General features: G+C 68.1%; 25 protein-coding genes. 12 read left to right on the top strand and 13 right to left on the bottom strand.

Features of this window, described 5'->3' with window-relative positions:
- Positions 1-24: 24 nt before the first annotated feature.
- Positions 25-798: an FkbM family methyltransferase gene (locus tag ABLE93_RS11760; protein ID WP_348839987.1), complete on the bottom strand. Its 774-nt coding sequence runs from the start codon at positions 796-798 to the stop codon at positions 25-27.
- Between the two features lie 266 nt (positions 799-1,064).
- Here ABLE93_RS11760 and ABLE93_RS11755 point away from each other — a divergent pair, with 266 nt between their 5' ends.
- Positions 1,065-1,604 (top strand): HAD family hydrolase, encoded by a 540-nt coding sequence (locus ABLE93_RS11755; RefSeq protein ID WP_348839986.1) that lies wholly within the window; start codon positions 1,065-1,067, stop codon positions 1,602-1,604.
- Here ABLE93_RS11755 and ABLE93_RS11750 read toward each other — a convergent pair.
- The 6 genes from ABLE93_RS11750 to ABLE93_RS11725 all read right to left on the bottom strand — a co-directional run bounded on the left by ABLE93_RS11750 (position 1,594) and on the right by ABLE93_RS11725 (position 7,429).
- Positions 1,594-2,559 carry a glycoside hydrolase family 18 protein gene (locus ABLE93_RS11750; RefSeq protein ID WP_348839985.1) on the bottom strand — a complete coding sequence of 322 codons (966 nt, stop codon included), beginning with the start codon at positions 2,557-2,559 and terminating at the stop codon, positions 1,594-1,596. The genes ABLE93_RS11755 and ABLE93_RS11750 overlap by 11 nt on opposite strands.
- 11 nt (positions 2,560-2,570) lie before the next feature.
- The gene (locus ABLE93_RS11745) at positions 2,571-3,986 is read right to left on the bottom strand and encodes an exopolysaccharide biosynthesis polyprenyl glycosylphosphotransferase (protein WP_348839984.1); all 1,416 of its coding nucleotides are present in this window, start codon (positions 3,984-3,986) and stop codon (positions 2,571-2,573) included.
- A 220-nt stretch (positions 3,987-4,206) separates the two neighbouring features.
- The gene (locus ABLE93_RS11740) at positions 4,207-5,613 is read right to left on the bottom strand and encodes an NAD(P)(+) transhydrogenase (Re/Si-specific) subunit beta (RefSeq protein WP_348839983.1); all 1,407 of its coding nucleotides are present in this window, start codon (positions 5,611-5,613) and stop codon (positions 4,207-4,209) included.
- Between the two features lie 10 nt (positions 5,614-5,623).
- Positions 5,624-6,079 (bottom strand): proton-translocating transhydrogenase family protein, encoded by a 456-nt coding sequence (locus ABLE93_RS11735; RefSeq protein WP_348839982.1) that lies wholly within the window; start codon positions 6,077-6,079, stop codon positions 5,624-5,626.
- Positions 6,079-7,242: a Re/Si-specific NAD(P)(+) transhydrogenase subunit alpha gene (locus tag ABLE93_RS11730; RefSeq protein ID WP_348839981.1), complete on the bottom strand. Its 1,164-nt coding sequence runs from the start codon at positions 7,240-7,242 to the stop codon at positions 6,079-6,081. The genes ABLE93_RS11735 and ABLE93_RS11730 overlap by 1 nt, the downstream gene beginning before the upstream one ends.
- 34 nt (positions 7,243-7,276) lie before the next feature.
- Positions 7,277-7,429: an aa3-type cytochrome c oxidase subunit IV gene (locus ABLE93_RS11725; RefSeq protein WP_348839980.1), complete on the bottom strand. Its 153-nt coding sequence runs from the start codon at positions 7,427-7,429 to the stop codon at positions 7,277-7,279.
- Positions 7,430-7,592: 163 nt separating this feature from the next.
- Between ABLE93_RS11725 and ABLE93_RS11720 the strand changes: the two genes are divergently transcribed.
- Positions 7,593-8,873 (top strand): PA0069 family radical SAM protein, encoded by a 1,281-nt coding sequence (locus ABLE93_RS11720; protein ID WP_348839979.1) that lies wholly within the window; start codon positions 7,593-7,595, stop codon positions 8,871-8,873.
- A gap of 21 nt (positions 8,874-8,894) precedes the next feature.
- Positions 8,895-9,380 (top strand): VOC family protein, encoded by a 486-nt coding sequence (locus tag ABLE93_RS11715; RefSeq protein ID WP_348839978.1) that lies wholly within the window; start codon positions 8,895-8,897, stop codon positions 9,378-9,380.
- Here ABLE93_RS11715 and ABLE93_RS11710 read toward each other — a convergent pair.
- Complete coding sequence (locus ABLE93_RS11710) at positions 9,377-10,060, bottom strand: TetR/AcrR family transcriptional regulator (protein ID WP_348839977.1); 684 nt, start codon at positions 10,058-10,060, stop codon at positions 9,377-9,379. The genes ABLE93_RS11715 and ABLE93_RS11710 overlap by 4 nt on opposite strands.
- A 548-nt stretch (positions 10,061-10,608) precedes the next feature.
- Here ABLE93_RS11710 and ABLE93_RS11705 point away from each other — a divergent pair.
- The 3 genes from ABLE93_RS11705 to ABLE93_RS11695 all read left to right on the top strand — a co-directional run bounded on the left by ABLE93_RS11705 (position 10,609) and on the right by ABLE93_RS11695 (position 12,868).
- Positions 10,609-11,562: a lipid kinase gene (locus ABLE93_RS11705; RefSeq protein WP_348839976.1), complete on the top strand. Its 954-nt coding sequence runs from the start codon at positions 10,609-10,611 to the stop codon at positions 11,560-11,562.
- A gap of 13 nt (positions 11,563-11,575) precedes the next feature.
- Positions 11,576-12,319, top strand: coding sequence for a TerC family protein (locus ABLE93_RS11700; RefSeq protein ID WP_348839975.1), 744 nt, complete (start codon positions 11,576-11,578; stop codon positions 12,317-12,319).
- A gap of 165 nt (positions 12,320-12,484) precedes the next feature.
- A complete protein-coding gene (locus ABLE93_RS11695; RefSeq protein WP_348839974.1) occupies positions 12,485-12,868 on the top strand; it encodes a hypothetical protein in 384 nt (127 codons plus the stop codon).
- Positions 12,869-12,887: 19 nt separating this feature from the next.
- Here the strand turns inward: ABLE93_RS11695 and ABLE93_RS11690 are convergent, their stop codons facing one another.
- The 3 genes from ABLE93_RS11690 to ABLE93_RS11680 all read right to left on the bottom strand — a co-directional run bounded on the left by ABLE93_RS11690 (position 12,888) and on the right by ABLE93_RS11680 (position 16,782).
- Positions 12,888-14,189 (bottom strand): NAD(P)/FAD-dependent oxidoreductase, encoded by a 1,302-nt coding sequence (locus ABLE93_RS11690; RefSeq protein ID WP_348839973.1) that lies wholly within the window; start codon positions 14,187-14,189, stop codon positions 12,888-12,890.
- A 59-nt stretch (positions 14,190-14,248) separates the two neighbouring features.
- A complete protein-coding gene (locus ABLE93_RS11685; RefSeq protein ID WP_348839972.1) occupies positions 14,249-15,652 on the bottom strand; it encodes a glutamine synthetase family protein in 1,404 nt (467 codons plus the stop codon).
- A gap of 269 nt (positions 15,653-15,921) precedes the next feature.
- Complete coding sequence (locus ABLE93_RS11680) at positions 15,922-16,782, bottom strand: DUF3108 domain-containing protein (RefSeq protein WP_348839971.1); 861 nt, start codon at positions 16,780-16,782, stop codon at positions 15,922-15,924.
- A 340-nt stretch (positions 16,783-17,122) separates the two neighbouring features.
- Here ABLE93_RS11680 and infC point away from each other — a divergent pair, with 340 nt between their 5' ends.
- Complete coding sequence (gene infC / locus ABLE93_RS11675) at positions 17,123-17,647, top strand: translation initiation factor IF-3 (RefSeq protein ID WP_348839970.1); 525 nt, start codon at positions 17,123-17,125, stop codon at positions 17,645-17,647.
- A 118-nt stretch (positions 17,648-17,765) separates the two neighbouring features.
- Here infC and ABLE93_RS11670 read toward each other — a convergent pair whose 3' ends face one another.
- Complete coding sequence (locus tag ABLE93_RS11670) at positions 17,766-18,494, bottom strand: BA14K family protein (RefSeq protein ID WP_348839969.1); 729 nt, start codon at positions 18,492-18,494, stop codon at positions 17,766-17,768.
- Between the two features lie 198 nt (positions 18,495-18,692).
- On the opposite strand from ABLE93_RS11670, the gene ABLE93_RS11665 reads away from it, so the two are divergent.
- From ABLE93_RS11665 to pheT, 5 genes are all read left to right on the top strand, one after another.
- On the top strand, positions 18,693-19,166 hold the full coding sequence (locus tag ABLE93_RS11665) for a BA14K family protein (RefSeq protein WP_348839968.1): 474 nt from the start codon (positions 18,693-18,695) through the stop codon (positions 19,164-19,166).
- Between the two features lie 255 nt (positions 19,167-19,421).
- Positions 19,422-19,622, top strand: coding sequence for a 50S ribosomal protein L35 (gene rpmI, locus ABLE93_RS11660; RefSeq protein WP_348839967.1), 201 nt, complete (start codon positions 19,422-19,424; stop codon positions 19,620-19,622).
- Positions 19,623-19,667: 45 nt separating this feature from the next.
- The gene (gene rplT, locus ABLE93_RS11655) at positions 19,668-20,030 is read left to right on the top strand and encodes a 50S ribosomal protein L20 (RefSeq protein ID WP_121622522.1); all 363 of its coding nucleotides are present in this window, start codon (positions 19,668-19,670) and stop codon (positions 20,028-20,030) included.
- A 196-nt stretch (positions 20,031-20,226) separates the two neighbouring features.
- Entirely contained in the window at positions 20,227-21,336 is a 1,110-nt protein-coding gene (pheS, locus tag ABLE93_RS11650; protein ID WP_348839966.1) for a phenylalanine--tRNA ligase subunit alpha, read from the top strand.
- A 12-nt stretch (positions 21,337-21,348) separates the two neighbouring features.
- Positions 21,349-23,763, top strand: a complete 2,415-nt coding sequence (pheT, locus tag ABLE93_RS11645; protein WP_348839965.1) for a phenylalanine--tRNA ligase subunit beta — start codon at positions 21,349-21,351, stop codon at positions 23,761-23,763.
- Between the two features lie 36 nt (positions 23,764-23,799).
- Here pheT and ppc read toward each other — a convergent pair whose 3' ends face one another.
- The gene (ppc, locus tag ABLE93_RS11640; protein WP_510183012.1) at positions 23,800-26,592 is read right to left on the bottom strand and encodes a phosphoenolpyruvate carboxylase; all 2,793 of its coding nucleotides are present in this window, start codon (positions 26,590-26,592) and stop codon (positions 23,800-23,802) included.
- Between the last annotated feature and the right edge of the window lie 36 nt (positions 26,593-26,628).

Below are 26,628 nucleotides of genomic sequence, written 5' to 3'. Positions count from 1 at the left end.
CTCGCGACCTGGGGCGATGGCGCCTCAGGCCGTCCAGCGCTTCAGCCGGGCGATGATCTCCGGGCGGTTGGCAAAATAGAAATTGTTGACATAGAGCGCCCCACGCCTCGGCCTCGACCCGTCCGGCACCAGCGCCTCGACCGCCTGATGGGCGGCGGGATCAAACGCGGACATGGGCGCCATGACCCCGTCGAGGCGAAAGAAGCCCTCGTAGCCCAGCGGCTCGAGCCTGCGCACGAGAGCGGCCACGGCGCCCGGCCGATGGCGCTCCTCGGCCTCCACCAGCAGGGTCGGACGGCTGGTGCGCAGGATGCTTGCGGCGCCGTCCAGCACCTCGGTCTCGTAGCCCTCCACGTCGAGCTTGATGAAGCTCACCGCGCTGTCGACGGCGGCGTCGAGCCGCGTGAGCGCCACCCGCACGCGCTCCACCGGGCCGCCCATGTCGTGGGCGAGGTTTCCGTCGATGGTGGCGAGGGGCGACATGTCGTGTGGAATGTGCAGAAGGGCCTCTCCGCTGCCGCTGCCGAGGGCCGTCTCGAACAGGCGCAGCCGGCCGGCGGCGATCTCGGCGGGAAAGCGCAGGCGCAGGACGCGGGCGAGGCGCGGGTTGGGCTCGAAGGCGAGCACCTGCGCGCCCGCCTTCAGCAGCCAGTAGGTGAAGAGCCCGCGATTGGCGCCGATGTCGCAGACCGTGTCGCCGGGTTGCACCAGGAGGGAGAGGAGCCGGACCTCGCTGGCGGGATCACGCGCCACGCGCTCGTCGATCCAGGGACAAACGAAGGCGAAGAGGCGCGGCATCCGGCTTTCGAGGATGGCCTTGAACGTCGTCAGAACGCGCTCCCCTTCCGCAGGGCCGCCCCGCGCTGCAATGGCTGGAACGCCGATTTATATGTGCTCATATCAGAGGCCGTTCGAAAGACAAGGACAGTGTAGAGACGGGGCTTTAACTTGGCCCAACCCGCCGCGCTCCAGCATAGGTGCAGGTGGCGGCAGGTCGCACGGCCGCGTTTACCGATGGTATCGAAGCGCCACTTCCGAGGGGATGGAATGACTGGAGATAGGACTTGAGCGCGCGGCCTTCCGCCCGGCCGGCGGTTTTCTTCGATCGTGATGGCGTGCTCAACCTGGACACCGGCTATCCCCACCGGCCCGAAGACCTGCGCTGGACCCCCGGCGCACGGGCCGCGGTGCGCCGCTTCAACGACCTTGGCTATCTCGTCTTCGTCGTCACCAACCAGTCGGGTGTCGCGCGCGGCTTCTATGGCGAGGCGGATGTGGAGATTCTCCACCGCTTCATGGCGCAGGAGCTGGCACAGAACGGCGCGCGGGTGGACGACTGGCGCTATTGCCCGTTCCACCCCGAGGCCACCGTCGCGGCCTACCGGGCGGCCCATCCCTGGCGCAAGCCGGCGCCGGGCATGATCCTCGATCTGCTGGCCCACTGGCCGGTGGATTCACGCCGCAGCCTGCTCATCGGCGACCAGCCCTCGGACATGGCCGCCGCGGCCGCCGCGGGCATCGCCGGGCACCTGTTTGAAGGCGGCGACCTGCTTGCCTTCGTCGAGGCGCTCGACCCGCCACCCGCCGCCGGGCTCACGGCATAGAGGCATCGCACCCCGCAAGCCCGAGTGTGACGCAGATGGCGAGCGAGAGGCCGCGGTAATCGGGATTCTGCGGCCCCGTCGGTCCCGGCGGTACGAGGCCGATGCCGTAGAGCATCGCCCCGCCCTTGGGGTCCGAGAGGACGGGGGTCAGCACCTTCACCGTGCGCTCCACGCTGTAGCGCGCATCGCCCGCGGTGGAGGGCATGACGGCGATGCCCAGCGCCAGCGGGCCACGCCACAGGCTGCGATAAGCGCGGAACGCCTCCTCCGGCTTGAAGGCGGGACCGGCGTCGTAGGACATGATCGAGACGAGGTCGATGCCCTCGGCGGCCGGCGCGCGCAGCATGGCCCGCGTCATCCCCACGAACGGGCCGTAGCGCGGCTCGGCATTGGCGAAGCTGCCTTCGCCATAGGCGCCGACGCTCCAGCCGGCAATGCTCACCACGAACGGCCGGGGCAGCGCCGCCCGCAGATCGGCAAGCACCGCAATGGAACGCGCATCGTCGGCGCAGGCGATGCGCCCACCGTTCCGCACGCAGCCGGCATCGGGCGTCTCGTAGTCGAGATCGACACCGTCGGCCCCAAGATCGCGCACGAGCTGCGCCAGCGCCTTGAAGTCACGGTCGTTCCAGCCGAAATAGCCCCATCCACCCACCGCCAGCAGCACCTTGATCCGGGGCTGGCGGCGCTTCAGCTCGGCGACGGCGCCCTTCAGCACGCTGCCCGGATAGGGAAAGGCGAGGCCGGTGCCGGAGAGGTCGAGATTGCCGGTGTAGGCAAGGTCCGGCTTCACGAAGCCGAGGGCCACATGGGTGATGTAGCCGGGCAGGCGCGCCAGCATGGTGCGTGCGGGATCGTCGGTCTGCACCTCTGCCCAGGAGGCGAGATAGGCAAGGAACGGGCGGCCGCCGTCGTCCGCCGCGGCCGGCCGCGCCGCCATCCCGGCGATGAGCACGAGAACGGCGATCAGAAGACCGACGGCCCGGCCATGCCCTTGGTGATGGTCAGCAGCATGATTCTGATGTCGAACCATATGGACCAGTGCTCGATATAGAAGAGGTCGAGCTCGACGCCGCGCTCGGCCTTCTCCAGGGTGTTGATGCCGCCCCGCATCCCGTTGATCTGCGCCCAGCCGGTGATGCCCGGCTTCATCCGGTAGCGCGCCACATATTGGCGGATGGCCTCGTAGCGCACGTTGGTGGCGACCTTCATATTGGGCACGTGCGGCCTTGGTCCCACCACGCTCATCTCGCCCCGCAGCACGTTGAAGAGCTGCGGCAGCTCGTCGATGGAGGAGCGGCGCAGGAAGGCGCCCACCTTGGTGATGCGCGGATCGTTCTTGGTGGTCCCAGCCGAGCCGTCGTCGGCAGGGTCCACCTTCATGGTGCGCAGCTTGTAGCACTGGAATACGCGGTTGTTCAGGCCCACGCGCGGCTGGCGGAAGAGGATCGGCCCCGGCGAGTCCAGCTTGATGGCGATGGCCGCCGCGATGAGCACGGGCGCGGTGAGGAGCAGGCCGACGGCGGCCACCACATAATCCTCCACACCCTTCAGCAGGCCGAGCGAACCCTTGAGCGGCTGCTGCTGCACCTGGAGCGCCGGCTCGTCGGCGATGCGGGTCAGGCTGGCGTAATTGAGGGTGAAACGGTCGGGGTCCAGTTCCACCAGCACGTCGGCCGCGATCTGGAACATCTGGTTGGCTATGGCGCTGATGGCGCTGGGGTCACTCCAGCTCTTGGAGACCACCACGATGTCCACCGGATTGTGCTTCACGAATTCCAGCAGGTCGCGCATGCCGCCCAGCACCGGCAGGCCGTCCGGTCCCATGGGAGGCAGGGGCGCGCCGTCCACGTGGGTGTCGTCGAACAGGGCGATGAAGGTGAGGAGCCCGTCCTCGCCCTCCTCCTCACGATAGCGCCGCACGAGGTCACGCGCCCGGCCGAGATCGCCGATGAGCACCACGTTGCGGTGCAGGACCTCGTGGGTCTGCACCAGCGACATGCCAAGGCGCACCAGCACGAGGCGACCGAAGATCAGCGCCACAGCGGTGACGCAGCCCCAGCCGAGGAGCGCCCACAGGTTGGTCTGGCCGATGGGGATCAAAGCGTAATAGCAGATGGCGACGAGCGCGCCCGCCGGGACCACGGCGACGCCGATGTGGCCGATCTGGCGCACCGGCCGCACATAATGCTCGACGCGGTAGCCGCGGCCGATCTGCAGGATCTGCACGAAGGCGAAGATGCCGATCACCCAAAGGATGGCGATCTGGCTCCAGGAGAGGAAATCCCAGCGCAAATGGGCGAAAATGGCCGCCAGCGCCGCCATCACTACATCGCACGCCAGGACGAGACGGTTGACGAGTCCGTGGGTCCAACGTGTCATCGCGCCCCAATCCCAATACGCGCGCTCGAATCCCGAGCGTCAACGTACCTGCCTTCTGATTAAGAAGAGGTTGGCAGTCAAGCGATTGGCGATACGGCGGGTCCTGCGGGGCGCACCCTGCCCGTCCTGCGTAACGCCAAAAACGACATGAGCCGCGGACCCGAAGGTACGCGGCTCATGTGAACTCGAGGTCAACCGCTGGGTGAGGCGGTGGTGAGGCTCAGTGGCCGAGCGCCTTGACCACCTCTTCGGTGACCTTCTTGGCGTCGCCGAAGAGCATCATGGTGTTGTCCTTGAAGAACAGCTCGTTCTCCACGCCAGCGTAGCCCGCCGCCATGCCGCGCTTGATGAAGAGCACGGTCTTGGCCTTCTCCACGTCGAGGATCGGCATGCCGAAGATCGGCGACTGCGGATCGGTCTTGGCGGCCGGGTTGGTCACGTCGTTGGCGCCGATGACGAAGGCCACGTCCGCCTGAGCGAACTCCGAGTTGATGTCCTCAAGCTCGAACACCTCGTCGTAGGGCACCTGGGCTTCCGCCAGCAGCACGTTCATGTGACCCGGCATGCGGCCCGCCACCGGGTGGATGGCGTACTTCACCTCGACGCCTTCCTCCTTCAGCATGTCCGCCATCTCGCGCAGGGCATGCTGCGCCTGGGCCACCGCCATGCCGTACCCCGGCACGATGATGACCTTCTCAGCGTTCTTCATGATGTAGGCCGCGTCGTCCGCCGAGCCCTGCTTCACCGGGCGGGCTTCCGCCTGACCGCCGCCGCCGGACGCCGCGGCGTCGCCGCCGAAGCCGCCGAGGATGACGGAGATGAAGGAGCGGTTCATGCCCTTGCACATGATGTAGGACAGGATGGCGCCCGAGGAGCCCACCAGCGCGCCGGTGATGATGAGCGCGGTATTCCCCAGGGTGAAGCCGATGCCGGCCGCCGCCCAGCCCGAGTAGGAGTTCAGCATCGACACCACGACGGGCATGTCCGCGCCGCCGATGGGGATGATGAGCAGGCCACCCAGCACCAGCGACAGCACCGTGATGATCCAGAACAGCGGGATCGAGCCGGTGACGACGAAGGCAATGATGAGCACCAGCAGCAGGATGGCCAGACCGGCATTGATGAGGTGCCGGGCCGGCAGCATGATCGGCTTGCCGCTCATGTTTCCGTTGAGCTTGGCGAAGGCGATGATCGAGCCGGTGAAGGTGATGGCGCCGATCGCCACGCCCAGCGACATCTCGATGAGGCTGGACACGTGCAGGTGCCCCGGATCGCCGATGCCGAAGGCGCGCGGCGCGTAGAGGGCGGCGGCCGCCACCAGCACGGCGGCGAGGCCGACGAGCGAGTGGAAGGCGGCGACCAGCTGCGGCATCGCCGTCATGGCGATCCGCTTCGCCACCACGGCACCGATGCCGCCTCCGATGGCGATGCCGGCCACAACCAGCACCCAGCCGAAGATATCCGCGGGCGGCGAAAGCGCCAGCGTGGTGAGGACGGCGATGCCCATGCCGACCATGCCGAACAGGTTGCCCTGCCGCGACGTGGTGGGATGGCTGAGGCCGCGCAGGGCGAGGATGAAGAGGATGCCCGCGACGAGGTAGAGAAGGGCGGCGAGGTTCGCGTTCATGTGCCCCGCCTCACTTCTTCTTGGAATACATGGCGAGCATCCGGCTGGTCACGAGGAACCCGCCGAAGATGTTCACCGAGGCGAAGACGAGGGCGATGAACCCGAAGATCCGCGCCCACCAGGCATGTCCGGGATCGCCCACCGTGGTGACGCCCACAGCGAGGAGCGCGCCCACCACGATCACCGAGGAGATGGCGTTGGTGACGCTCATGAGCGGGGTGTGCAGCGCCGGGGTCACCGACCACACCACGTAATAGCCGACGAAGACCGCCAGCACGAAGATGGACAGGCGGAACACGAAGGGGTCGATGGCCCCGCCGGTGGCCGCGTGGGCGACCCCGCCGAGGGCGGCGGCGGCCTGGTCGGCATAGGCCTGCGCGGCCATGGCCGCGTCCCTGGCGACCTCGGCAGCGGCGCGGGCTTGCATCGCGGCATCCGCCGCGGACTGTGCTGTGGCGGGATTCATCAGGCCGCTCCCTCGCTGGTCGCTGCGAGATTCTTGGGTGCGAAGTTCGGATGCACGACGGCGCCGTCGCGGGTCAGCAGGGTGGCCTTGACGAGTTCGTCGTCCCACTTCACGGCGAGCGACTTCGACGCCTTGTCCACCATCGTCTCGAAGAAGTTGAACAGGTTCTTGGCGTAGAGCGGCGAGGACGAGGCGGCGATGCGGCCGGGCACGTTGAGATGGCCGACGATCTTCACCCCGTTGACCTCGACCACCTCGCCCGCCACCGCGCCCGCGACGTTGCCGCCGCGCTCGACCGCGAGGTCGACCAGCACGGAGCCGGGCTTCATGGAGGCCACCATCTCCGCCGAGATCAGGCGCGGCGCGGGCCGCCCCGGGATAAGGGCGGTGGTGATGACGATGTCCTGCTTCTTCACATGCTCGGCGACGAGCGCGGCCTGCTTGGCCTGATACTCCGCCGACATGGGCTTGGCGTAGCCGGCTGCGGTCTCGGCCTGCTTGAATTCCTCGTCCTCGACCGCGACGAACTTGGCGCCGAGCGAGGCGACCTGCTCCTTGGCGGCGGGACGCACGTCGGTGGCGGTCACGATGGCGCCGAGGCGGCGGGCGGTGGCGATGGCCTGGAGGCCGGCGACGCCCGCTCCCATGACGAAGACACGCGCGGCGGGCACGGTGCCGGCGGCGGTCATCATCTGCGGCAGCGCGCGGTTGAACTCGGCCGCGGCGTCGATCACTGCGCGGTAGCCGGCGAGGTTCGCCTGGGAGGACAGCACGTCCATCACCTGCGCGCGGGTGATGCGGGGCATCAGCTCCATGGCGAAGGCGGACACCCCGAAGCGGGCGAGATCGGCGAGCGCCTGATCGTTGCCGTAGGGGTCCATGATGGCGAGCACGAGAGCGCCGGGCTTGTACAACGAAAGTTCAGCTTCCGTCGGCCGGCGCACCTTGAATACCACTTCCGCGCCATAGAGCGCGTCGGACGCCGAGGGGGCGATGGACGCGCCGGCGGCGACGAAGTCGGCATCGAGGATGCCGGACTTGAGGCCCGCGCCGGTCTCGACCGCGACCTCAGCCCCCAACCCGACGAGACGCTTCACCGTGTCCGGGGTCGCAGCAACCCGCGGCTCGCCGAGATCGGTCTCGGCGGGAACAGCGATTTTCATCTGAAATGTCTCCGGTACTCCGACCCGTCAGGGCTCAGAGGAGGAAGATCCACATGAGGACGAGGACCACAGCCGCGCTGATCGTGCCCCATTTGGTAAGGGCCGTGAAGGCAGCGTAGGTGCGCTCGTGCTCGGGATAATCATTCCCGTCGGCGGTGGCGTATTCGATCGTGGCGTGTCCAGCCATCTTATCCCCCTGCTCACGTCTCTCATCGCCTTTACCGGAGATGCGAAAGTCTGGCAACTGCCTTGTGGTGTACAATATGCCAGTACCGCGGATGGCCATTCTCGGCTTGCCTCGATAGCCGAAGTTCTTGTTTTGTTCTGTCTCGCATGCTAGCTCTTTCATCATGAGCCCCGCACCCGATTCCGCACCTCTTCGCAAGGATGCCGCCGAGGCAGCTCCCGACGGCGCGCGCCGGGCCATCCAGAAGGCTGTGGCGAAGTCGGCCGGGACGGGTGGACGCACGCGATCCGAGCGCATTCTCGGTCGTCTCGCGCAGGAGAAAGCGGCTCCGGTGCCGGTCGTGCCGGCGGAGCTGCACGGCGAGAGCGGTAGCGCCGTGGAAACCGAGCGCCGACGCGGCCGGGGGGCGGTGTCCAACGCCGCGGGACGCTACGAGCCCGCCGCCCGCATCCTGTTCGACGACGGCTGGCAGAGCCTTGACGATTTGCCGCCCTTCCGCACCGAGGTGACGGAGGAGCGGGCCCGAACCGTCATCACCCGCAACCAGTCCCCCGACATCGCCTTCGATCGGTCCATCAACGCCTATCGGGGCTGCGAGCACGGCTGCATTTATTGCTTTGCCCGGCCCACCCATGCCTACCACGGCCTGTCCGCCGGGCTGGACTTCGAGACCAAGCTTTTCGTGAAGCCGGATGCGCCGGAGCTTCTGGCGCGGGAGCTGGCGCACCCCTCCTATCAGCCCCGCGTCATCGCCATGGGCACCAATACCGATCCCTACCAGCCCATCGAGCGGCGCTATCAGGTGACGCGGCGCATACTCGAGGTGCTGGCCGACTTCGGCCATCCGGTGGGCATCGTCACCAAGTCGGCGCTGGTGGCGCGCGACATCGACATCCTCGGCCCCATGGCGAAGCGCGGACTCGCGAAGGTGGCCATTTCCATCACCACCCTCGATCCGCATCTCGCCCGCACCATGGAGCCGCGGGCGGCGAGCCCGCACCGGCGGCTCGCCACCATCCGCAGCCTCGCCGACGCCGGCATCCCCACGGCGGTGCTCACCGCGCCGCTCATTCCCGCGCTCAACGACATGGAGATCGAGCGCATACTCGACGCCGCCAAGGCGGCAGGCGCGAGCGAGGCCGGCTATGTGATGCTGCGCCTGCCGCTGGAGATCGCCGACCTGTTTCAGGAATGGCTGGTGACCAATTTCCCGGACAAGGCGCGGCACGTGCAGAGCCTGGTCCGCCAGATGCACGGCGGGAAGGATTATGATTCCACCTTCGGCAAGCGCCAGCGCGGGGAAGGGCCCTATGCCTGGACGGTGGGGCGACGCTTCGAGATCGCCGCGCGCCGGCTGGGCCTCGCTGGCCGCGGGCTGAAGCTCACCACCGCCCATTTCCGCCGGCCGAAGCCGGCGGGTGAGCAGCTCAATTTGTTCGATTGAACACCATCAGGGACCGAGCCCGTGCAGGACCTCAGCACACCCGACGCCGTGCATCCGATCGGGGCGCCTGATCTGCGGCTCCATCTCGTCACGCTCGGCGTCGCCGATCTCGCCCGCGCGTCGGCCTTCTACGAAGCGATGGGGCTCCAGCGGCGCGCGGTGAGCTCGGAGACCGTCGCCTTCTTCCAGTGCGGGCACGTGCTGCTGAGCCTCTATCCGCGCCATCTGCTCGCGGAGGACGCGACGCTTCCCGACGACGCCCGCCAGACCTTTTCCGGCCTCGCGCTGGCCTGCAACGTTGCGGCCGAAGGGGAAGTGGCGGCTTTGATCGCCCGCGCCGTCGACGCCGGAGGGCAGGAGGTGAAGCCCGCGCAGAAGGTGTTCTGGGGTGGCACCAGCGGCTATTTCGCCGACCCCGATGGGCACATGTGGGAGGTCGCCCACAACCCCTTCTTCCCGTTCGATGCCGAGGGACGGCTCACTGTGCCGGTGCCCGGCGCCGCCTAGCCTGCCGACGGGCAGCGGGCCTTTCCATAGGCGCGCAGGAAGACGTGGACTGCGCCGCGCACGGACTTTTCCACCGTCGCCGGGTCGAGTTCCTCGCCGACGAGAACCGGGATGGTGACGCCGTCCTTGCACAGGGTCAGGAACTGGCTCGCCGCCTGCTCCACGTCCTCGATCTCCAGGAGCCCCTGGTCCACCTTGGCCCGCAGGAAAACCGAAAGCCGGCTGATGCCCTCGCACGGCCCCGCCTCGAAAAAGCGGCGGCCGATTTCGGGGAATTTGCCCGAGATGGCGATGACCGTGCGCAGCAAGGCGATGCTGCTGGGCCGCAGGACCGCGCCGATGAAAGAATGGCCGAGCTTGGTGAGGGCGGTCGCCACGTCCTCCTCCTCGGCGTCGAGCACGAAGATGCGCTCTGCGGTCTCGTTGCACTCGCTGGACAGCAGCTCGGCGAAGAGATCTTCCTTGTTCTCGAAATAAACGTAGAGCGTGCCCTTGGAGACGCCCGCGGAACGGGCGATGTCACCCATGCTGGCCGCGTCGAAGCCGCGCTCGAAGAACACCTGCCGCGCCCCTGCGAGGATCTGGTTGCGCTTGTCGGGGTCCTGGCCGGCGCCGTGGCCGGTCTCGCGCAGTTCGGCGGGGGCGACCTTCAGGTCGGTTTCTTCTTCCACGTCCGTCATCCTGCGGCTCTCTCCTTGTCCGGCCTCTGGAAAACGCGGGCGGCGGCGCCATTCCTCCAACGTCCGAAGAACCCTTTCCGCGCTGCACACCACCACAACGCCACGTGGCGCGCCAAGCGTCCCGGATAAGATCTGACCGAACCGTTCAGTTCGCCCTTGCAATGACCGGGGCTGTGGGCTATGTCAATGATCACCGAACCAAACCGTTCGGTCAACGAACAGAGCCGCAACCTGAACGTTGACCGGGCCGAGGGAGGAGAGCAACGCCCCCGCTCTCCTCCCTTCCTTCGGTTCCAACGCCCAGGGGCCATTTTCCTCCTCTCCGCTGAACAAGACGATGGCCCTCACGGCGTCGCGCCGGTTGCGGCCATGGCCCCACTGCGACATTCCGCCACGGTCGCCTTGGCAGGGCGAAGCGGTTCCCTACCTTAGCGTCATCGGTCCGGGCCCCTCTGGCGCAGCAATGCGTGATGTCGGATCAAGCGTGATCTGAGCACGCGTTCCACAGGCCCCATGGTTCAACATTGCCATTGACGACCGATCCCCCCATGCCCCCTTCCCGCCCCCCGCACCGGCGGCGCGCGCTGCTGATGGTCAATCCGCGCGCCCGCCAGGGCACGGCTTCGCTCGACGTCGTCCGCGACCTGCTGGCCACCGGGCTCGACCTCATCGAACGCCCGCTGCCGCCCTCCGGCGAGCTGTCTCAGTTGCTCCGCGACGAGGCCCACACGGTGGACCTCGCCATCATCGGCGGCGGCGACGGCACGCTGAATGCCGCGGCCTCCGGCCTGTTCGATACCCAGCTGCCCCTCGGCGTGCTGCCGCTGGGCACGGCGAACGATTTCGCCCGCACCCTTTCCATTCCGACCGATCTCTCGGCTGCCGCGCGGCTGATCCTCGACGGGTCGCCGAGGCCCATCGACCTCGGCGACGTCAACGGGCATCCGTTCCTCAACGTGTCCAGCGTGGGCTTTTCCGCCGATCTCGCCCGCGAGTTGACGCAGGACGCCAAGCGCCGGTTTGGCGTCCTTGGCTACGGCATCGTCGCCGCGCGCCTCCTCATGCAGTCCCGCCTGTTCACCGCCTTCATCGAGCATGACGGGACGGTGGAGAAGGTGAAGACCCTGCAGGTGTCGGTGGGCAACGGCCGTCACTACGGCGGCGGCATGACGGTGGAGGCAAGCGCCACTGCCGAGGATGGGCGGCTCGATTTCTACAGCCTGGAAGTGGATCACTGGTGGCGGCTGCTGGCGCTCCTGCCCTCGCTGCGGGCCGGCACCCAGGGCCAGTGGGACGACGTGCGCGCGTTCCGCACCACCGAGGTCCATGTCCGAACCACCCGCCCCCGTCCGGTCAACACCGACGGCGAGCTCGTCACCTATACGCCGGCGGTGTTCCGCGTCCGCCCCGGCGCGATCCGCGTGATCGCGCCGCCAGCCGGCGGCCCGGCCGCCAAAGCCGGAAATTCCTCACCCAAATCCGAACCCCTAACCTCTTCCTGAAGGCGCCCGATCAATGGACTACCTCCTGCAACTCGCTGCCGACCCCGCCGCCTGGGTGGCCCTGGTGACGCTGGTGGCCATGGAAGTCGTTCTCGGCATCGACAACCTGATCTTCATCTCCATCCTGACCAACAAGCTGCCCGAGCAGTTCCGCTCGCGCGCCCGGCGCATCGGCATCGGCCTCGCGCTCATCATGCGCCTCGCCCTGCTCGGCACCATCGCGATCATCGTCAAGCTGACCACGCCCATCTTCGAGGTCCTCGGCCAGCCCTTCTCGTGGCGCGACCTCATCCTCATCGCGGGCGGCCTGTTCCTGGTGTGGAAGGCGACGACCGAGATCCACCACAACGTGGATCCACGCACCCACGCCGAAGACATGAAGGAGAGCCGCGTCACCATCGGCTTCACCGCGGCCATCGTGCAGATCCTGATACTGGACCTGGTCTTCTCCATCGACAGCATCATCACCGCCGTGGGCATGACCGATCACATCCCGATCATGATCATCGCCGTCATCGCCGCGGTCACCTGCATGCTGCTGGCCGCCGATCCCCTGGCGAAGTTCATCGAGGCGAACCCGACCGTGGTGATGCTGGCGCTGGGCTTCCTCATCATGATCGGCATGACGCTCATCGCCGAAGGCTTCGGCGCGCACGTGCCCAAGGGCTATGTCTACGCCGCCATGGGCTTCTCCACCGCCATCGAGGCGCTCAACATGTTCGCCCGCCGCCGGCGGGCGGCCGGTGGCAGCCATTGATGCGGGACGCGGCCGGCGGAGTGCGCCGGCCGCGCTTCGGGACGGGGGCCGTTTCGGCTTGCCGCACCATTCCACCGACGGCGCGGCATCGGTATGATCGGCCCGTTCCAGCCCTGCCGCGGCGGCGGAAGGGCGGCGGAACGCCGATTGCCATCGAGGTCGAGAATGGCTGACGTCCCTGCTTTCCGTTCTTCCGGTGCGCGTTCTTCCGGTGCGCGTTTTGCCGGCGCGCTTGTCCCGGCGCTGGCCCTTCTGGCGCTCGCCTCGCCCGCGAGCGCCCAGAGCTGCCTGGAGCAGATCGTGCCGGTGCAGACCGCCCTCAAGGAACGCCTGCCGCACCCCAAGAAGCCGCCGGAGCAGGAGCAGTCCGTCGCGGCGCAGACCGACCGCCAGCCCACCCCGGGCTCGCTCGCCGCCGCCGGCCTCACGCCCACTGACGACGGAGCATGGGGGGCGCTCAACCAGGCCATCAATCTGCAGGCCGCCGGCGATGAGGCGGGCTGCCTCAAGGCCCTCGCGGAGGCCCGCCGGCTCGGCGGGCTGAAGTAAAGGGGAGCGCGCCCCGCCCTCAGAGCCGGTCGCGCAAGGCGTAATAGCTGAGCCCGGCCACCAGCAGCGGGTAGCGCATGAGCGGGCCGCCGGGGAACGGCGGCACCGGCAGCCGCGACAGCACGTTGAGGCGGGAAAGCTGGCCCTGGACCGCCTCGGCGAGGATCTTGCCGAACAGCGGCGCAAGGGCCACCCCCTGCCCGCTGTAGCCGGCGGAGACCAGCACCCGGTCCGAGAGACGCCGCACGAAGGGCAGCCGCGTCATGGTGATGGCGAGCACCCCGCCCCAGGCGTAGTCGATGCGCACGTCCCCCAGCTGGGGAAAGATCCGCAGCATGAAAGGCCGCACGAAGTCGGCCACGTCGGGCCTGAGCCCGCGCCGATAGCTCTCCCCGCCGCCGAACAGCAGGCGCCCGTCGGCGCTGAGACGGAAATAATTGATGACGAAGCGGCTATCCGCCACCGCCGCGTCATTGGCGATGATCTCGCGCGCCCGCTCGCCCAGAGGCTCGGTGGCGGCGATATAGTTGCAGATGGGCATGACATGGGCGTCCACCCGCCGGTCGAGCCCATCCATCAGGCCGTTGCCGCACTCAAGCAGGAAATCGGCGATCACGGTGCCGCCGCCGTCCGTGGTCACCGTCACGCCGCCCTCTTCCGTCACCCGAACCGCGCGGGTGCCCTCGTGGATCTCCGCTCCGGCGGCGATCGCCGCTGCGCCGAGACCGAGGGCGAAGTTGAGCGGATGGAGGTGGCCGGCGCCGCGATCCAGCAGGCCGCCGTAATAAGCGGACGAGCCGACGAGAGCGCGGATCTCGTCGCGCGACAGGGGGGTCAGCGCGTCATAGCCGTAGTCCTGCGCGAGGCTGCGGGCATAGTCGTGGCTGTCCTTGACATACCGCGCCTTGTGGTCGGCGAGGATGAGGCCCTCGCGCAGGTCGCAGGCGATGCCATGGCGGGCGATGAGGTCCCGCACCAGCGCCTTGCCCTCCTCGGCCAGATCCCAGAGCTTGCGGGCATCCTCGCGCCCCACCGCCTTTTCCAGGAAGTCCTGGCCCCGCCTCTGCCCGGTGTGGAGCTGTCCGCCGTTGCGGCCCGAGGCGCCAGACCCCACCCGCGCGGCTTCCAGCACCACCACCTTCAGCCCCGCCTCGGCAAGGTGAAGGGCGGCGGAGAGGCCGGTGTAGCCGGCGCCGATGATGCACACGTCGGCGCGCAACTCGCCCTTCAGGGGCGGGAAGGCGGGAAAGGGCACTGCGGTCGCTGCGTACCACGATCTGGCGTGCCCGGCGGGACTGAGCGGCGCGGTGACCCGGTGCATGGCGCTTCCCTCTTGTTGTTCTTGGCCGGCCGGGCTTGGCGCCCGTCCGCGGAGAAGCTTCAGACGTTCAGCAGAAGATATTCGCGCTCCCACGGGGAGATGACGCGCATGAAGGTCTCGAATTCCGCCTGCTTCACCGCCGCGTAGGCGGCCACGAAGCGCTGACCCAGCACTTCCGCCAGTGCCTCGTTGTCCTGGAAGGCGGCCACCGCCTCGAGAAGGCCGCGGGGCAGATCGAAGTCGAGGTCCTTGGCGTCGCCTTCCAGAGGATCGGTCGCCCGCAGGTTCTCGGTGAGGCCGAGATAGCCGCACGCCAGCGAGGCGGCGATGACGAGATAGGGGTTGGCGTCGGAGGACGGCACCCGGTTTTCCAGCCGCCGCGCCTCGGGCGTGGAGGGCGGCACGCGCAGGCCGGCCGTCCGGTTGTCGTAGCCCCATTGCAGATTGATGGGCGCCATGGAATCGCGGGTGAGGCGCCGGTACGAATTCACGTAGGGCGCCATGATGCACATGACCGACGGCAGGTATTTCTGGTGGCCGGCGATGAAGGAGAAGAATTCAGGCGTCGGATCGCCGTCCTCGTCGGAGAACAGGTTGCGCCCGGTCTTGGTGGAAATCACCGACTGGTGGATGTGCATGGCGCTGCCCGGCTCGTTGGCGATGGGCTTGGCCATGAAGGTGGCGTAGATCTTGTGCGCAAGCGCCGCCTCGCGGATGGTGCGCTTGAACAGAAAGACCTGGTCCGCCAGCACCAGCGGATCGCCGTGGCGCAGGTTGATCTCCATCTGCGCCGCGCCGTCCTCGTGGATCAGCGTGTCGATCTCCAGGCCCTGTGCCTCGGAATAATCGTAGATGTCCTCGAACAGGGCATCGAACTCGTTCACCGCCTGAATGGAATAGGACTGGCGGCCGATCTCCGGCCGGCCGGAGCGGCCCACCGGCGGCTTCAGGGGGTAGTCGGGATCGGTGTTGGGCTCGACGAGATAGAATTCGATCTCCGGCGCCACCACCGGCTTCCAGCCCTTCTTCTCATAGAGCGAGAGGATGTGGCGCAGCACCTGACGCGGCGCCAGCTCCACCGGCCGGCCGTCGCGGTGGAAGGCATCGTGGATGACCTGGGCGGTGGGATCCTGCGCCCACGGCACAGAGCACAGGGTGGCAAGGTCCGGCTCCAGCACCAGATCGCTGTCGGCGACCACCGAATCCACCAGCCCCTCATAGTCGGGGTATTCGCCGGAGATGGTCTGGAAGAACACCGAAAGCGGCAAGTTCATCACCGGGGAGGAGAAGAATTTCGACGCCGGCATGATCTTGCCGCGGGCGACGCCGGCGAGGTCCGGCACGGTGCACTCGATCTCGGTGATGCCGCGGCTGGCCATCCAGGCCTTGGCTTCGATCAGCGATGTCACACCCCGCGGGGCCGTCGTCGGAACCTTCTGCGCACCCTTGCCGTGTTTCGCCATGATGTCCTCGGGCGTGAACCGCTCACGCCCCCTCAGGGAACACCTGCCCGATGGGGAGTGTCAACGCGCGGCGGCATGGCAAGGCTCACGTCGCAGGCATCATCCCGGCGGGCCGGCGTCCCCCTGCGGACACGCTTATGGCGCGTGCGGAACAGGGCTCGAACGAATCACGACCGAATCGCATCGACGGCTGCGTTCGCGCTTCTCCCCCTACGAGATATGGGGCCGGCGGCCTGCGGAGAGCGGATTCGCGATGCCGCGCCCGTGGCTCAAGGACGCGGCGCGCTCACCGGGACGGTGCCGGCCTTCGCCTCTGTCTCGAAGGCGGAAGCCTCCAGGATGGCAGTGCCGATCATGGTGGCCACGGAGACGCGGAACGGCGCCATCAGGCGGGTTCCGGCGATGGGCACAAGCCACACGTAGATGTCCTTGTTTTCCATCATATATTTGACGGTGTAGCGGCTAGGCCGGTGGCCCGCCACCGGGGCATAGCGTACGCCGCACACCACCGCCGGGCCGGCGTAGCCCTCTGCCTTCACCTTCTCGGTGCGCAGATAGGAGAGCGAAAGGTCGTAGCGCTGGCGGCCGTCGAACACGGGAATGGGTCGGCTGCACGCCGCGGCGGAGAGCAGATCGGCGGTGCCCGGGACATAGACGAAGGCGCCGCTCATGGGGTCCATGATGTTCTGCAGGACGGAGGCCTCGATGGGCACCCGGTCGGGGGCCGGCTTGAGCGGCGGCTCCACGTTCATTTCCTTGAGCGCGCCGCCGGTCATTGCGAGGCGTGCGGTCTCCGCCTTTCCGTCGGCTTCGGCGTTCATGGCGTAGATGCGCGGCACCATGCGCCCGTTGGCGAGCGCCCCGCGCGCGGCGGCAACGCCCTTGCCGGACGACACCGCCCGGAGCACGCCGGTGACGCGGGCGGACCCCGAGATCTCATAGGCCTGATCGCCCGCCTCTACCGTGATGGAGCCGCGGCCGAGCTCCACCCCGCCCACGGTCAGGGTATAGCGGGCGTTGAGCTTTCCGTCGGCGCGCGCGGCGCCCCCGAGGGCGGGCAACGCGAGGGCCGCGAGCGCGGCGGAGATGCAGAAGAAAGTGGAGCGGGCGGTCGTCGAGGAAGGCGCCATAGATGGGACTGTCCCGTGCCGGCGGATCAGGTTGTGTTCAGGCATGCGCAAGGAAGGCGGCTGAACTGTGGCCCGCCGCCAAGCCTTCCGTCAGTCGGGCGCCAGGCACGCCGCAACGTCGGAGACCGGTCACGCTCCCTGCGCCCCGACCTCTCCCGTGGCCTGGGCGAGACCACGGAAAGCCGCATGGGTCATTGACTTTGCGGCCGTTTATCACGATCTTTCCAGCCTACCCTGAGAGGCGGGTTCGCGATGACGACGGCGAGGACCGGCGCCGCGGCCCGTTCGCCCTGTCGGGGCATGTGTTAATTGCCAAGGAGCTGAAGCCATTCGCCGCCCCATGAGACCCGTCGCGCCGGAGAAGGATGGACCGCGCGTCAATGAGGAAATCCGCATCCGCGAAGTCCAGCTGATCGACCAGGATGGCCAGAACCGCGGCGTGGTGGCCATTCGCGACGCTCTCGCCCTCGCGCAGGAGGCCGGCCTCGATCTCGTGGAGATCGCGCCCAATTCCGCGCCCCCGGTCTGCAAGATCCTCGATTACGGCCGCTTCAAATACCAGAACCAGAAGAAGGCGAGCGAGGCCCGCAAGAAGCAGAAGGTGGTGGAGGTCAAGGAGATCAAGCTCCGGCCCGGCATCGACATCCACGATTACGAAGTGAAGATGCGCGCCATGCAGCGCTTCTTCGAGGAAGGCGACAAGGTGAAGGTCACCCTGCGCTTCCGCGGCCGCGAGATGGCGCACCAGGACATCGGCTTCAAACTGCTCCAGAAGCTCAAGGAAGACGTCGCGACCATCGCCAAGGTCGAGGCCGAGCCCATGCTCGAGGGCCGCCAGATGATCATGATCCTCGCCCCGCGCTGAGCCCGCTTCGTTTCGCCTGCCAAATGAAAAAGCCCGGCGCATGCGCCGGGCTTTTCTCTTTCAGACCGCTTCCCGAGGTGCAGGGCCGGTGGAACCGACCCCGCCCCGCGCTGCCAGGTCACGGGCAGGCGTGCTGCAGCCCGTCATAGCCGGTGTAGGTGCCCGTATTGATGTTGTACGAGCGGAAACGCTGTATGCAGTACGCAACCGCATCGTCATAGACCGGGGCCGCGTTGGCCGCGGCGACTGCGCCCACCGCCACCGCGCTGGCGACGCCCAGGGCGACCCAAGCACCGGTGTTATTGTAATAGCCCCAGCCCCAGCCGGGACGATACCAACCCCAACCCGGACGCCACGGGCCCGGACCCCACGCACCCGGCGGCGGACGCCAGCCGGGACGTCCCCAGCCGGGACCACCGGGCCCCCAGCCGGGACGACCCGGGCCCCAACCGGGACGGCCCGGACCCCAACCCGGACGCCCGGGTCCCGGACGGAAGCCGGCTGCCGCATAGCGCGGACCCACCGCGCGGGGACCGATTGCGCGGGGACCAATCGCGCGGGGACCCACATAGCGCGGTCCCATCGCACGAGCGCCGACGAAACGCGCGCCGCCGACCCGCGGACCCATCATGCGCGGTCCGCCCATACGGGCGCCGCCCATGCGCACGCCGCCGCCACGAAAGCCGCCGCGATAGGCCACGGTATCGACCGCCGCCGCCTTGGCGAGGCCGGGGTTGGAGAGGCCGAGACGCAGAGCCTGGGCGTTGGCGGCCGGGGTTCCAAGCGTAAGCAGGCCGCCCGCCACGGCCGCCGCCGCAAACAGTGCCACCCTTCTTGTGCCGAACATGATGTCTACTCCCTCAAGGCCTTCTATCGTCTAGGACATTTGTGTCGAATCTTTCACGGACCCAGCGTCACTTGCGGCCACAAAGCGGCGATCTGGCAGCGGCGAGCGGGCGCCGGCGCAGCGGAGGTCACGGCTGCGTGAGAGCCTGTGACCCCTATCCCCGCCACGGCGTTGTCGTAACGTAAAAAGGAGTACGGCATGCCGAATACCAACGGAACGATCTTCAAGCGCACCACCATCGCAGCTACCACCGCGGCCCTGATCGCCACGAGCTTCACCTTCGCGCCCGCAGCCTCCGCCCAGGGACTGCGAGCCGGTGTCGCGCCCATGGCATCCGCGGCGCAGGGCGCCGACGAGGTGCAGTACCGCCATGGTCCGCGACGCGGGCCGGGCTGGGGCCGTCCGGGGGTCCGTCCTGGCGCGCCGCGCTATCATGCGCGCTGGGGCCGTCCCTATTGGCGCAACGGCGGCTGGTACTACCGTAACAACAACAATGGCGCCTGGATCGCGGCCGGCATCGCGGGTCTCGCCCTTGGCGCGGCCGCCGGTGCAGCCGCCGCAAATTCGGGGGGCAACGACGCCGTTTCGTACTGCATGCAGCGCTTTCAGTCCTATGACCCGCGCTCGGGCACATACCTTGGCTACGACGGGCTGAGGCATCCCTGCCCCTGAGGCACCAGGGTCATCTTTGACCGGCCAAAGGCCGCCGCTTCCCGCGGCGGCCTTTTTCATGTCTGATCGCGACCCGAGCGCGCTGGCTTTCGCGCCGCCTCTTGCCATTCCCGCCCCGCTCCTGTAACGACTGCCGCCTTCGAGCCGGCCGGCGAAAAAGGGCTGCCGCGCCTGCTCTATCGCTCAACAGCAACAAGAGGCTGAGCGTCCACCGCCCCCCAAGGGCGCCGCGGACCCATGCCACGGAGAGCCAAAATGCCCAAGATGAAGACCAAGTCGGGAGCGAAAAAGCGCTTCCGCCTGACGGGTACTGGAAAAGTCATCGCCGCCCAGGCGGGCAAGCGCCACGGCATGATCAAGCGCACCAACAACCAGATCCGCAACCAGCGCGGCACCACCATCCTCTGCGAGAGCGATGGGCGGGTCATCCGCAAGTCGTTCCTGCCGAACGGCTGACGCCGGTTTCACCCGAGACCGCACAGGATCTGAAGGAGCTTTTCCATGGCCCGCGTGAAACGTGGCGTTACCTCACACGCCAAGCACAAGAAGGTCTTCAAAGCCGCCAAGGGCTTTTACGGCCGTCGCAAGAACACCATCCGCGCTGCGAAGTCGGCCGTCGAACGGTCGATGCAGTATGCCTACCGTGATCGCAAGGTTAAGAAGCGCAATTTCCGCGCGCTCTGGATCCAGCGCATCAATGCCGGCGTGCGCGCGCTCGATCTCGATCTGACCTATTCGCGATTTATCGACGGTCTCGGCAAGGCCGGGATCGAGGTCGACCGGAAGGTGCTCTCGGATATCGCCATCCACGAGCCCGACGCGTTCAAGGCCCTGGTGGAGAAGGCCAAGGCCGCGCTCGCCTGAGCGCCGCCCAGGTCGACAGGCGCTCGTCCGAGCGCCCCCTTTCTCCCCCCGTCTTTCCGAGACCTTCAAGAGCCCCGTGCGGATCGTCCGTCCGGGGCTTTTGCCATTGGGCGCGCCCCGTTTATAAGCGGCGCGACCGTTCGCAGACCTCGCGCGTGACGCCATGCGGCGCGATCGGGAAATTCAGGGACGTCCCATGTCCGACACTGCCGTGACCGACCAGAGCACCCTCTCGGCCCTGGAAGAGGACATCGAGAGCGCCATCCTCCACACCGGCGACGAAGCCGCCCTGGAGGAGGTTCGCATCTCCGCCCTCGGCAAGAAGGGCTCGGTCTCCGAGCTGCTGAAGTCGCTGGGCGGCATGAGCCCGGACGAGCGCAAGGTGATGGGCCCCGCCATCAACGGCCTGCGCGACCGGGTGCAGGGCCTGCTCTCCCATCGCCGCGCCGCGCTGAAATCCGCCGCCTTGGAGGCGCGCCTCGCCACCGAGCGCGTGGACATGACGCTCCCGGTGCGCGAAGCCGCTGCCGAGCTCGGGCGGGTGCATCCCATCGCCCAGGTGACGGAAGAGCTCACCGCCATCTTCGCCGACATGGGCTTCTCGGTGGCGGAGGGGCCCGACATCGAGGACGACTTCCACAATTTCACCGCGCTCAACTTCCCCGCCGGGCATCCGGCGCGGGAGATGCACGACACCTTCTTCCTGCCCCCCGGCCCCGACGGCGAGCGCAAGGTGCTGCGCACCCACACCTCGCCGGTGCAGGTGCGCACCATGCAGACGAAGACGCCGCCCATCCGCGTCATCTGCCCCGGCCGGACCTATCGCTGCGATTCGGACCAGACCCACACCCCCATGTTCCATCAGGTGGAAGGGCTGGTGATCGACAAGGGCGCGCACCTTGGGCACCTGAAGTGGGTGCTGGAGGAGTTCTGCAAGTCCTTCTTCGAGGTGGAGGGCGTGAAGATGCGCTTCCGCCCCTCCTTTTTCCCCTTCACCGAGCCGTCCATGGAAGTCGACATCCAGTGCGACCGCTCCCGTCCCGGCGAGATCCGGTTCGGCGAGGGCAATGACTGGCTGGAGATCCTCGGCTGCGGGATGGTGCATCCCAACGTGCTCAGGAACTGCGGGATCGACCCGGACGAATACCAGGGCTTTGCCTGGGGCATGGGCATCGATCGGATCGCCATGCTCAAATACGGCATGAGCGACCTTCGGGCCTTCTTCGAGGCCGACGTACGCTGGCTCTCCCACTACGGCTTCCGCCCGCTGGACTTCCCGACGCTGGCCGGCGGCTTGAGCGCGTAAGGAGCAGGACCGATGAAATTCACCTACTCCTGGCTCAAGGACCACCTCGAGCCCACCGCCTCGTTCGACGAGATCGTCGAACGCCTTTCCCTCATCGGCCTGGAGGTCGAGGGCGTGGAGGACAAGGCGAAGCAGCTCGCCCCCTTCGTGGTGGGCGAAGTGCTGACCGCCGAGAAGCATCCGAACGCGGACAAGCTGCGCGTCTGCACCGTCTCCATCGGCAAGGGCGAGCCCATCCAGGTGGTGTGCGGCGCGCCCAATGCGCGGGCGGGCCTGAAGACCGTCTTCGCGGCGCCCGGCACGGTGATCCCCGCCACCGGCACCGAACTGAAGATCGGCAAGATCCGCGACGTGGAAAGCCGCGGCATGCTCTGCTCGGCCCGCGAGATGGGCCTGTCGGAAGAGCATGAGGGCATCATAGAGCTGCCGGCCGACGCCCCCGTGGGCGCACCGTTCGCCGAAGTGCTGGGGCTGAACGACCCGGTGATCGAAATCGCGGTGACGCCCAACCGCGCTGATTGCCTCGGCGTCTCCGGCGTCGCCCGTGACCTGGCCGCGGCCGGGCTCGGCGAATTAATGGCGCCGCGGGTCAAGCCGATCGAGGGCGCCTTCCCCTCCCCGGTCGGCGTGACGCTGGAGTTCGGCGCCACTTCCCCCTTGTGCCCTGCCTTTGCCTTGCGGGTGGTGAAGGGCGTGACGAACGGCCCCTCGCCCCAGTGGCTGCAGGACCGCCTGCGCGCGATTGGCTTGCGGCCGATCAACGCTCTGGTGGACATCACCAATTTCTTGACCTTCGACCGCAACCGGCCGCTTCACGTCTTCGATCTGAAGAAGGTGAAGGGCAACCTCGTGGTGCGGCGGGCGAAGGGTGGAGAGACGCTGCTGGCCCTCGACGGCAAGACCTACACGCTCGACGAGAGCATGTGCGTCATCGCCGACGACAAGGGCGTCGAAAGCCTCGCCGGCATCATGGGCGGCGAGGCCTCAGGCTGCGACGAGACCACCACCGACGTGGTGATCGAATCCGCTTTGTGGGACGCCATCAACATCGCCCACACCGGGCGCAAGCTCTCCATCAATTCCGACGCACGCTTCCGCTTCGAGCGCGGCGTGGATCCGGCCTTCACCCTGCCGGGGCTGGACCTTGCCACCCATCTCGTCACCGAGCTGTGCGGCGGCAGCCCGTCCGATCTCGTGCTGGCCGGCGCAATTCCCGACACCACCCGCACCATTGCCTTCCCGCTCTCCGAGGTGAAGCGCCTGTCCGGGCTCGACGCCTCCGAGACCGAGGTCCGCGCGGTGCTGGAAAATCTCGGCTTTGCGCTTTCGGGCGAAGCGCCAGTGCTGGAGGTGGTGCCGCCGTCCTGGCGCGGCGACATCGAGGGCAAGGCCGACCTCGTGGAAGAGGTGGTGCGCATCCTCGGCCTCGAGCGGGTGCCCTCCACCGAGCTGCCCCGCGGCGCCGATGCGCGCAAGGCCGTGCTGACTCCGCTCCAGATGAGGAGCCGCAAGGCCCGCCGCGCACTCGCCGCCCGCGGCATGGTGGAGGCCGTCACCTGGTCCTTCGTCTCCCACGAGGCGGCGGTGCTGTTCGGCGGCGGCGCGCCCCAGGTGGCCCTGTCCAATCCCATCGCGGCGGACCTCTCCGACATGCGGCCGAGCCTCCTGCCCGGCCTCATCAAGGCATCGGGCGCCAATGCGGCACGTGGCTTTGCGGACGTGGCCCTGTTCGAGGTGGGCCAGACCTTCGCCGGCGACAGGCCGAGCGACCAGCGTCAGGTCGCCGCCGGGATCCGCCGCGGTACCGCCCGGCCCGCCGGCGCCGGCCGCCACTGGGCCGGCAATGCGGCAGCGGTGGACGCCTTCGACGCCAAGGCCGACGCCTATGCGGCCCTTGCCGCCTGCGGCGCTCCGGTGGCCAACCTCCAGGTCACCACCGATGCGCCCGGCTGGTATCACCCCGGCCGGTCCGGCACGCTGCGGCTCGGCTCCAACGCCATGGCCCATTTCGGCGAGATCCATCCCGCCGTACTGGAGGCGCTGGACGTGTCCGGCCCGCTGGTGGGGTTCGAGATCGTGCTCGACCGCATCCCCGAGCCCAAGGCGAAGGCGACGCGGGTGAAGCCCGCCCTCGACCTCTCCCCCTTCCAGCCGGTGAAGCGCGACTTCGCCTTCCTGGTGGGCCGGGAGGTCGCCGCAGCCGACATCCTTCGGGCGGCGCAGGGAGCGGACAAGAAGCTCGTCTCCGGCGTCGGCGTGTTCGACCTCTACGAGGGCAAGGGCATCGACCCCGACAAGAAGTCGGTGGCGCTGGAGGTGACCCTCCAGCCGCGCGAGCGCACCCTCACCGACAAGGAGATCGAGGACGTTGCCGGCCGCATCGTCGCCGAGGTGGCGAAGAAGACCGGCGCCACCCTGCGCGCCTGAGCCGTGGCACTCGACTCGGGGCTGGGGCGCGACGCCTCATCCCGAGTTGCGCAGGCCCGCCGAGATGCCGTTGATGGACAGCTGGATGCCATGCAGCACCCGGTCGTCGCCGGGGCTCGCGCGGTGCTGGCGTAGCAGCTCCACCTGCAAATGGTTGAGCGGATCGAGATAGGGGAAGCGGTTGCGGATGGAGCGATCCAGCAGCGGGTTGCCCTCCAGCAGCTTCTGCTGGTCCATGATGGCGTTGAGGTGCTTGAGCGTCAGCTCATATTCGGCGCGGATACGGCCGAAGATGGCGGCGCGCAGCTCTTCGTCCGGAACGAGCTCCGCATAGCGTGAGGCGATGGCGATGGAGCTCTTCGCCAGCACCATGTCCATGTTGGACAAAAGTGTGCGGAAGAACGGCCATTCGCGGTGCATCGCCTTCAGGAAGGAGAGGCCGTAGTCCGGCCGGCGCTCCACGAAGGCCTCCACCGCCGTGCCGAAGCCGTACCACGCCGGCAGCATCAGCCGGCATTGGGCCCAGGAGAACACCCAGGGAATGGCGCGCAGCTTCTCGATGGACCGCGTCTTGGCGCGGGAGGCCGGACGCGAGCCGATGTTCAGCGTCGCGATCTCGTTGATGACGGTGGACGACCAGAAATAATCCTCGAAGCCCTCGGTCTCGTACACGAGGTTGCGGTAGGCGGCGAAGGCGGTGTCCGAGATGTCCTCCATGGCGGTGAGGAACTCGGTGCGTGGCGCATTGTATTGGGGCTGGAGGAGAGACGCCTCCAGCGTCGCGGAGACGAGGATCTCCAGGTTGCGTCGGCCGACGTCCGGGTTGGAATATTTGGAGGCGATGATCTCGCCCTGCTCGGTGATGCGGATCTGGCCGTTCACCGCGCCGCCCGGCTGGGCAAGGATGGCGTCGTAGCTCGGCCCGCCGCCGCGGCCCACGGAGCCGCCGCGGCCGTGGAACAGGCGCAGGCGCACGCCGTGGGCGCGGAACACCTCGATGAGGCCGATCTCCGCCTTGTACAATTCCCAGCCGGAGGTGACGAAGCCGCCGTCCTTGTTGGAGTCCGAGTAGCCGAGCATCACCTCCTGCTCGCCGCCACGGCTCGCCACCAGCTGGCGATAGGCGGGAATGGAGAAGGCCCGGTCCATCACCTTGGCGCAGGCCTTGAGATCCGAGATGGTCTCGAACAGGGGAATGACGTTGACCGCGCCGGTGAGCCCGCCCGCGCCGTCGCAGGTGACGAGGCCCACCTCCTTGAGCAGCAGAGCGACCTCCAGCAGGTCGGAGACGCCCTCGGCCTTCGAGATGATGCAGTTGGGGATCACCACCGGCCCGAGCGCGCGATGTGCCGCCGCTGCCTCGCGCAGGATGGCGAATTCCGACTGCGTCTCCTCGGAATAGGCGATGAAGGACGAGGCCAGCGGCCGGGCGGTGGCGAGCTCCCTGAGCAGCAGGGCGATGCGGGCCTCTTCGTCGAGGCCGGCATAGTTCGTTCCGGGGCTCACCTTCTCGAACAGCTCGCCCACCACGCGCTCGTGCACGTCCGAATTCTGCCTCAGGTCGAGACAGGCGAGGTGGAAGCCGAAGCAGTCGGCGGCCCGCCGCAGCCGCCGCAGCCGGCCGCGCGCCAACACCTTCGAGCCGTTGACGCTGAGCGAGTCGTGGATGATGTCGAGATCGGCGCGGAAATCCCGCGCCGTGGGATAGGGCTCAAGGCCATCGGCCTCCAGCTGCTTGCCCCGCAGCCGGCGGGAGGTGGCCCGGAGCCGGCCGCGCACATAGGCAAGGGCGAGGCGATAGGGCTCCTCGCGATGCTCCTGCGAGCGATCGGGCGAGCGCGACGCGAGGTCGGTGAGTGCGTTGGAGACGTCCACAAGCCGTTGCGCCAGCGACAGCTCGGCGCCGAGTTCCACCAGCTCTTGCTCGTAATGGTTGAGGATGCGGTCGCGGTGGAGGCGCACCGTCTCCTTCAGCACGTCCGCGGTGACGAAGGGGTTGCCGTCGCGGTCGCCGCCGATCCAGCTGCCGATGCGCAGGAAGGAGGGCAGCTCCACCTCGGTGCCGTCCGCCGCAAGGCGATCCTCAATGGCGCAATAGAGCCGGGGCAGCTCGGTGAGGAAGGTGTAGTCGTAATAAGAGAGGCCGTTGGCCACCTCGTCCAGCACGGTGAGCTTGATGCGGCGGAGCAGCGCCGTCTGCCACAGCGTCAGCACCGCGCGGCGCAGCGTGTCTTCGCCCTCCTCCAGCTCCGTGGGCGTCGGCACCACCCGCTCGCGTCGGTCGAGCTCGCCGGCGATCTCCATCTCGCGGTTCAGCGTGCTCTTGCGCCGGACCTCGGTGGGATGGGCGGTGAGCACGGGGCTGATGCGGGCACCGGCGAAAAAGTCCACCAGCGCATCCCGCCCGATGCCCAGCGCCTCCGCCCGCGAAAAGGCATAGGCGAGGCTGCCTGCCCGCGGTGCCGAGCCAGCGATGGCGTGGGCCCGGTTGCGGCGGATGTGGTGCTGGTCCTCGGCAATGTTGGCGAGGTGGGAGAAATAGCTGAAGGCGCGGATGATATCGAGCGCGCGCTCCGCCGGAAGGTCGCCCAGCACCGCGCCCAGCTCGGCCCGCGCGGCCTGATCGTCGTCGCGGTGAAAGCGGATGGACAGCTGGCGGATGCGCTCCACCAGGTCGAACACCTCCTCGCCCTCCTGCTCGCGCACCGTATCGCCGAGGATCCGGCCGAGCAGGCGGATGTCGTCGCGCAAGGGCTGGTCTTTCACGTCCTCGTCGCGCACCGCCGTTTCCCCGGCGCCGTCCAGCCCTGCCGCGCCCATCCCGCTCATCCCCGCCCCCTGCCGCGTTGCACCACGCTTCGACGT

This window comes from Xanthobacter pollutisoli, from assembly GCF_040044995.1.
Taxonomy (GTDB): Bacteria; Pseudomonadota; Alphaproteobacteria; order Rhizobiales; family Xanthobacteraceae; genus Xanthobacter.
The sequence above is the reverse complement of the archived record's forward strand: the minus strand, read 5'-3'. Positions and strand labels throughout refer to the sequence as shown.

Bases quoted from the DNA above. Each gene is read 5' to 3' on its own strand.
- rpmI (WP_348839967.1), top strand. From the start codon at position 19,422: ATGCCCAAGATGAAGACCAAGTCGGGAGCGAAAAAGCGCTTCCGCCTG.
- rplT (WP_121622522.1), top strand. From the start codon at position 19,668: ATGGCCCGCGTGAAACGTGGCGTTACCTCACACGCCAAGCACAAGAAG.
- ABLE93_RS11760 (WP_348839987.1), bottom strand. From the start codon at position 798: ATGCCGCGCCTCTTCGCCTTCGTTTGTCCCTGGATCGACGAGCGCGTG.
- pheT (WP_348839965.1), top strand. From the start codon at position 21,349: ATGAAATTCACCTACTCCTGGCTCAAGGACCACCTCGAGCCCACCGCC.
- ABLE93_RS11735 (WP_348839982.1), bottom strand. From the start codon at position 6,079: ATGAATCCCGCCACAGCACAGTCCGCGGCGGATGCCGCGATGCAAGCC.
- ABLE93_RS11685 (WP_348839972.1), bottom strand. From the start codon at position 15,652: ATGGCGAAACACGGCAAGGGTGCGCAGAAGGTTCCGACGACGGCCCCG.
- ppc (WP_510183012.1), bottom strand. From the start codon at position 26,592: ATGAGCGGGATGGGCGCGGCAGGGCTGGACGGCGCCGGGGAAACGGCG.
- ABLE93_RS11680 (WP_348839971.1), bottom strand. From the start codon at position 16,782: ATGGCGCCTTCCTCGACGACCGCCCGCTCCACTTTCTTCTGCATCTCC.
- ABLE93_RS11725 (WP_348839980.1), bottom strand. From the start codon at position 7,429: ATGGCTGGACACGCCACGATCGAATACGCCACCGCCGACGGGAATGAT.
- ABLE93_RS11730 (WP_348839981.1), bottom strand. From the start codon at position 7,242: ATGAAAATCGCTGTTCCCGCCGAGACCGATCTCGGCGAGCCGCGGGTT.
- ABLE93_RS11670 (WP_348839969.1), bottom strand. From the start codon at position 18,494: ATGTTCGGCACAAGAAGGGTGGCACTGTTTGCGGCGGCGGCCGTGGCG.
- ABLE93_RS11740 (WP_348839983.1), bottom strand. From the start codon at position 5,613: ATGAACGCGAACCTCGCCGCCCTTCTCTACCTCGTCGCGGGCATCCTC.
- ABLE93_RS11695 (WP_348839974.1), top strand. From the start codon at position 12,485: ATGGCTGACGTCCCTGCTTTCCGTTCTTCCGGTGCGCGTTCTTCCGGT.
- ABLE93_RS11705 (WP_348839976.1), top strand. From the start codon at position 10,609: ATGCCCCCTTCCCGCCCCCCGCACCGGCGGCGCGCGCTGCTGATGGTC.
- ABLE93_RS11665 (WP_348839968.1), top strand. From the start codon at position 18,693: ATGCCGAATACCAACGGAACGATCTTCAAGCGCACCACCATCGCAGCT.
- ABLE93_RS11745 (WP_348839984.1), bottom strand. From the start codon at position 3,986: ATGACACGTTGGACCCACGGACTCGTCAACCGTCTCGTCCTGGCGTGC.
- ABLE93_RS11720 (WP_348839979.1), top strand. From the start codon at position 7,593: ATGAGCCCCGCACCCGATTCCGCACCTCTTCGCAAGGATGCCGCCGAG.
- ABLE93_RS11710 (WP_348839977.1), bottom strand. From the start codon at position 10,060: ATGACGGACGTGGAAGAAGAAACCGACCTGAAGGTCGCCCCCGCCGAA.
- ABLE93_RS11690 (WP_348839973.1), bottom strand. From the start codon at position 14,189: ATGCACCGGGTCACCGCGCCGCTCAGTCCCGCCGGGCACGCCAGATCG.
- pheS (WP_348839966.1), top strand. From the start codon at position 20,227: ATGTCCGACACTGCCGTGACCGACCAGAGCACCCTCTCGGCCCTGGAA.
- ABLE93_RS11700 (WP_348839975.1), top strand. From the start codon at position 11,576: ATGGACTACCTCCTGCAACTCGCTGCCGACCCCGCCGCCTGGGTGGCC.
- infC (WP_348839970.1), top strand. From the start codon at position 17,123: ATGAGACCCGTCGCGCCGGAGAAGGATGGACCGCGCGTCAATGAGGAA.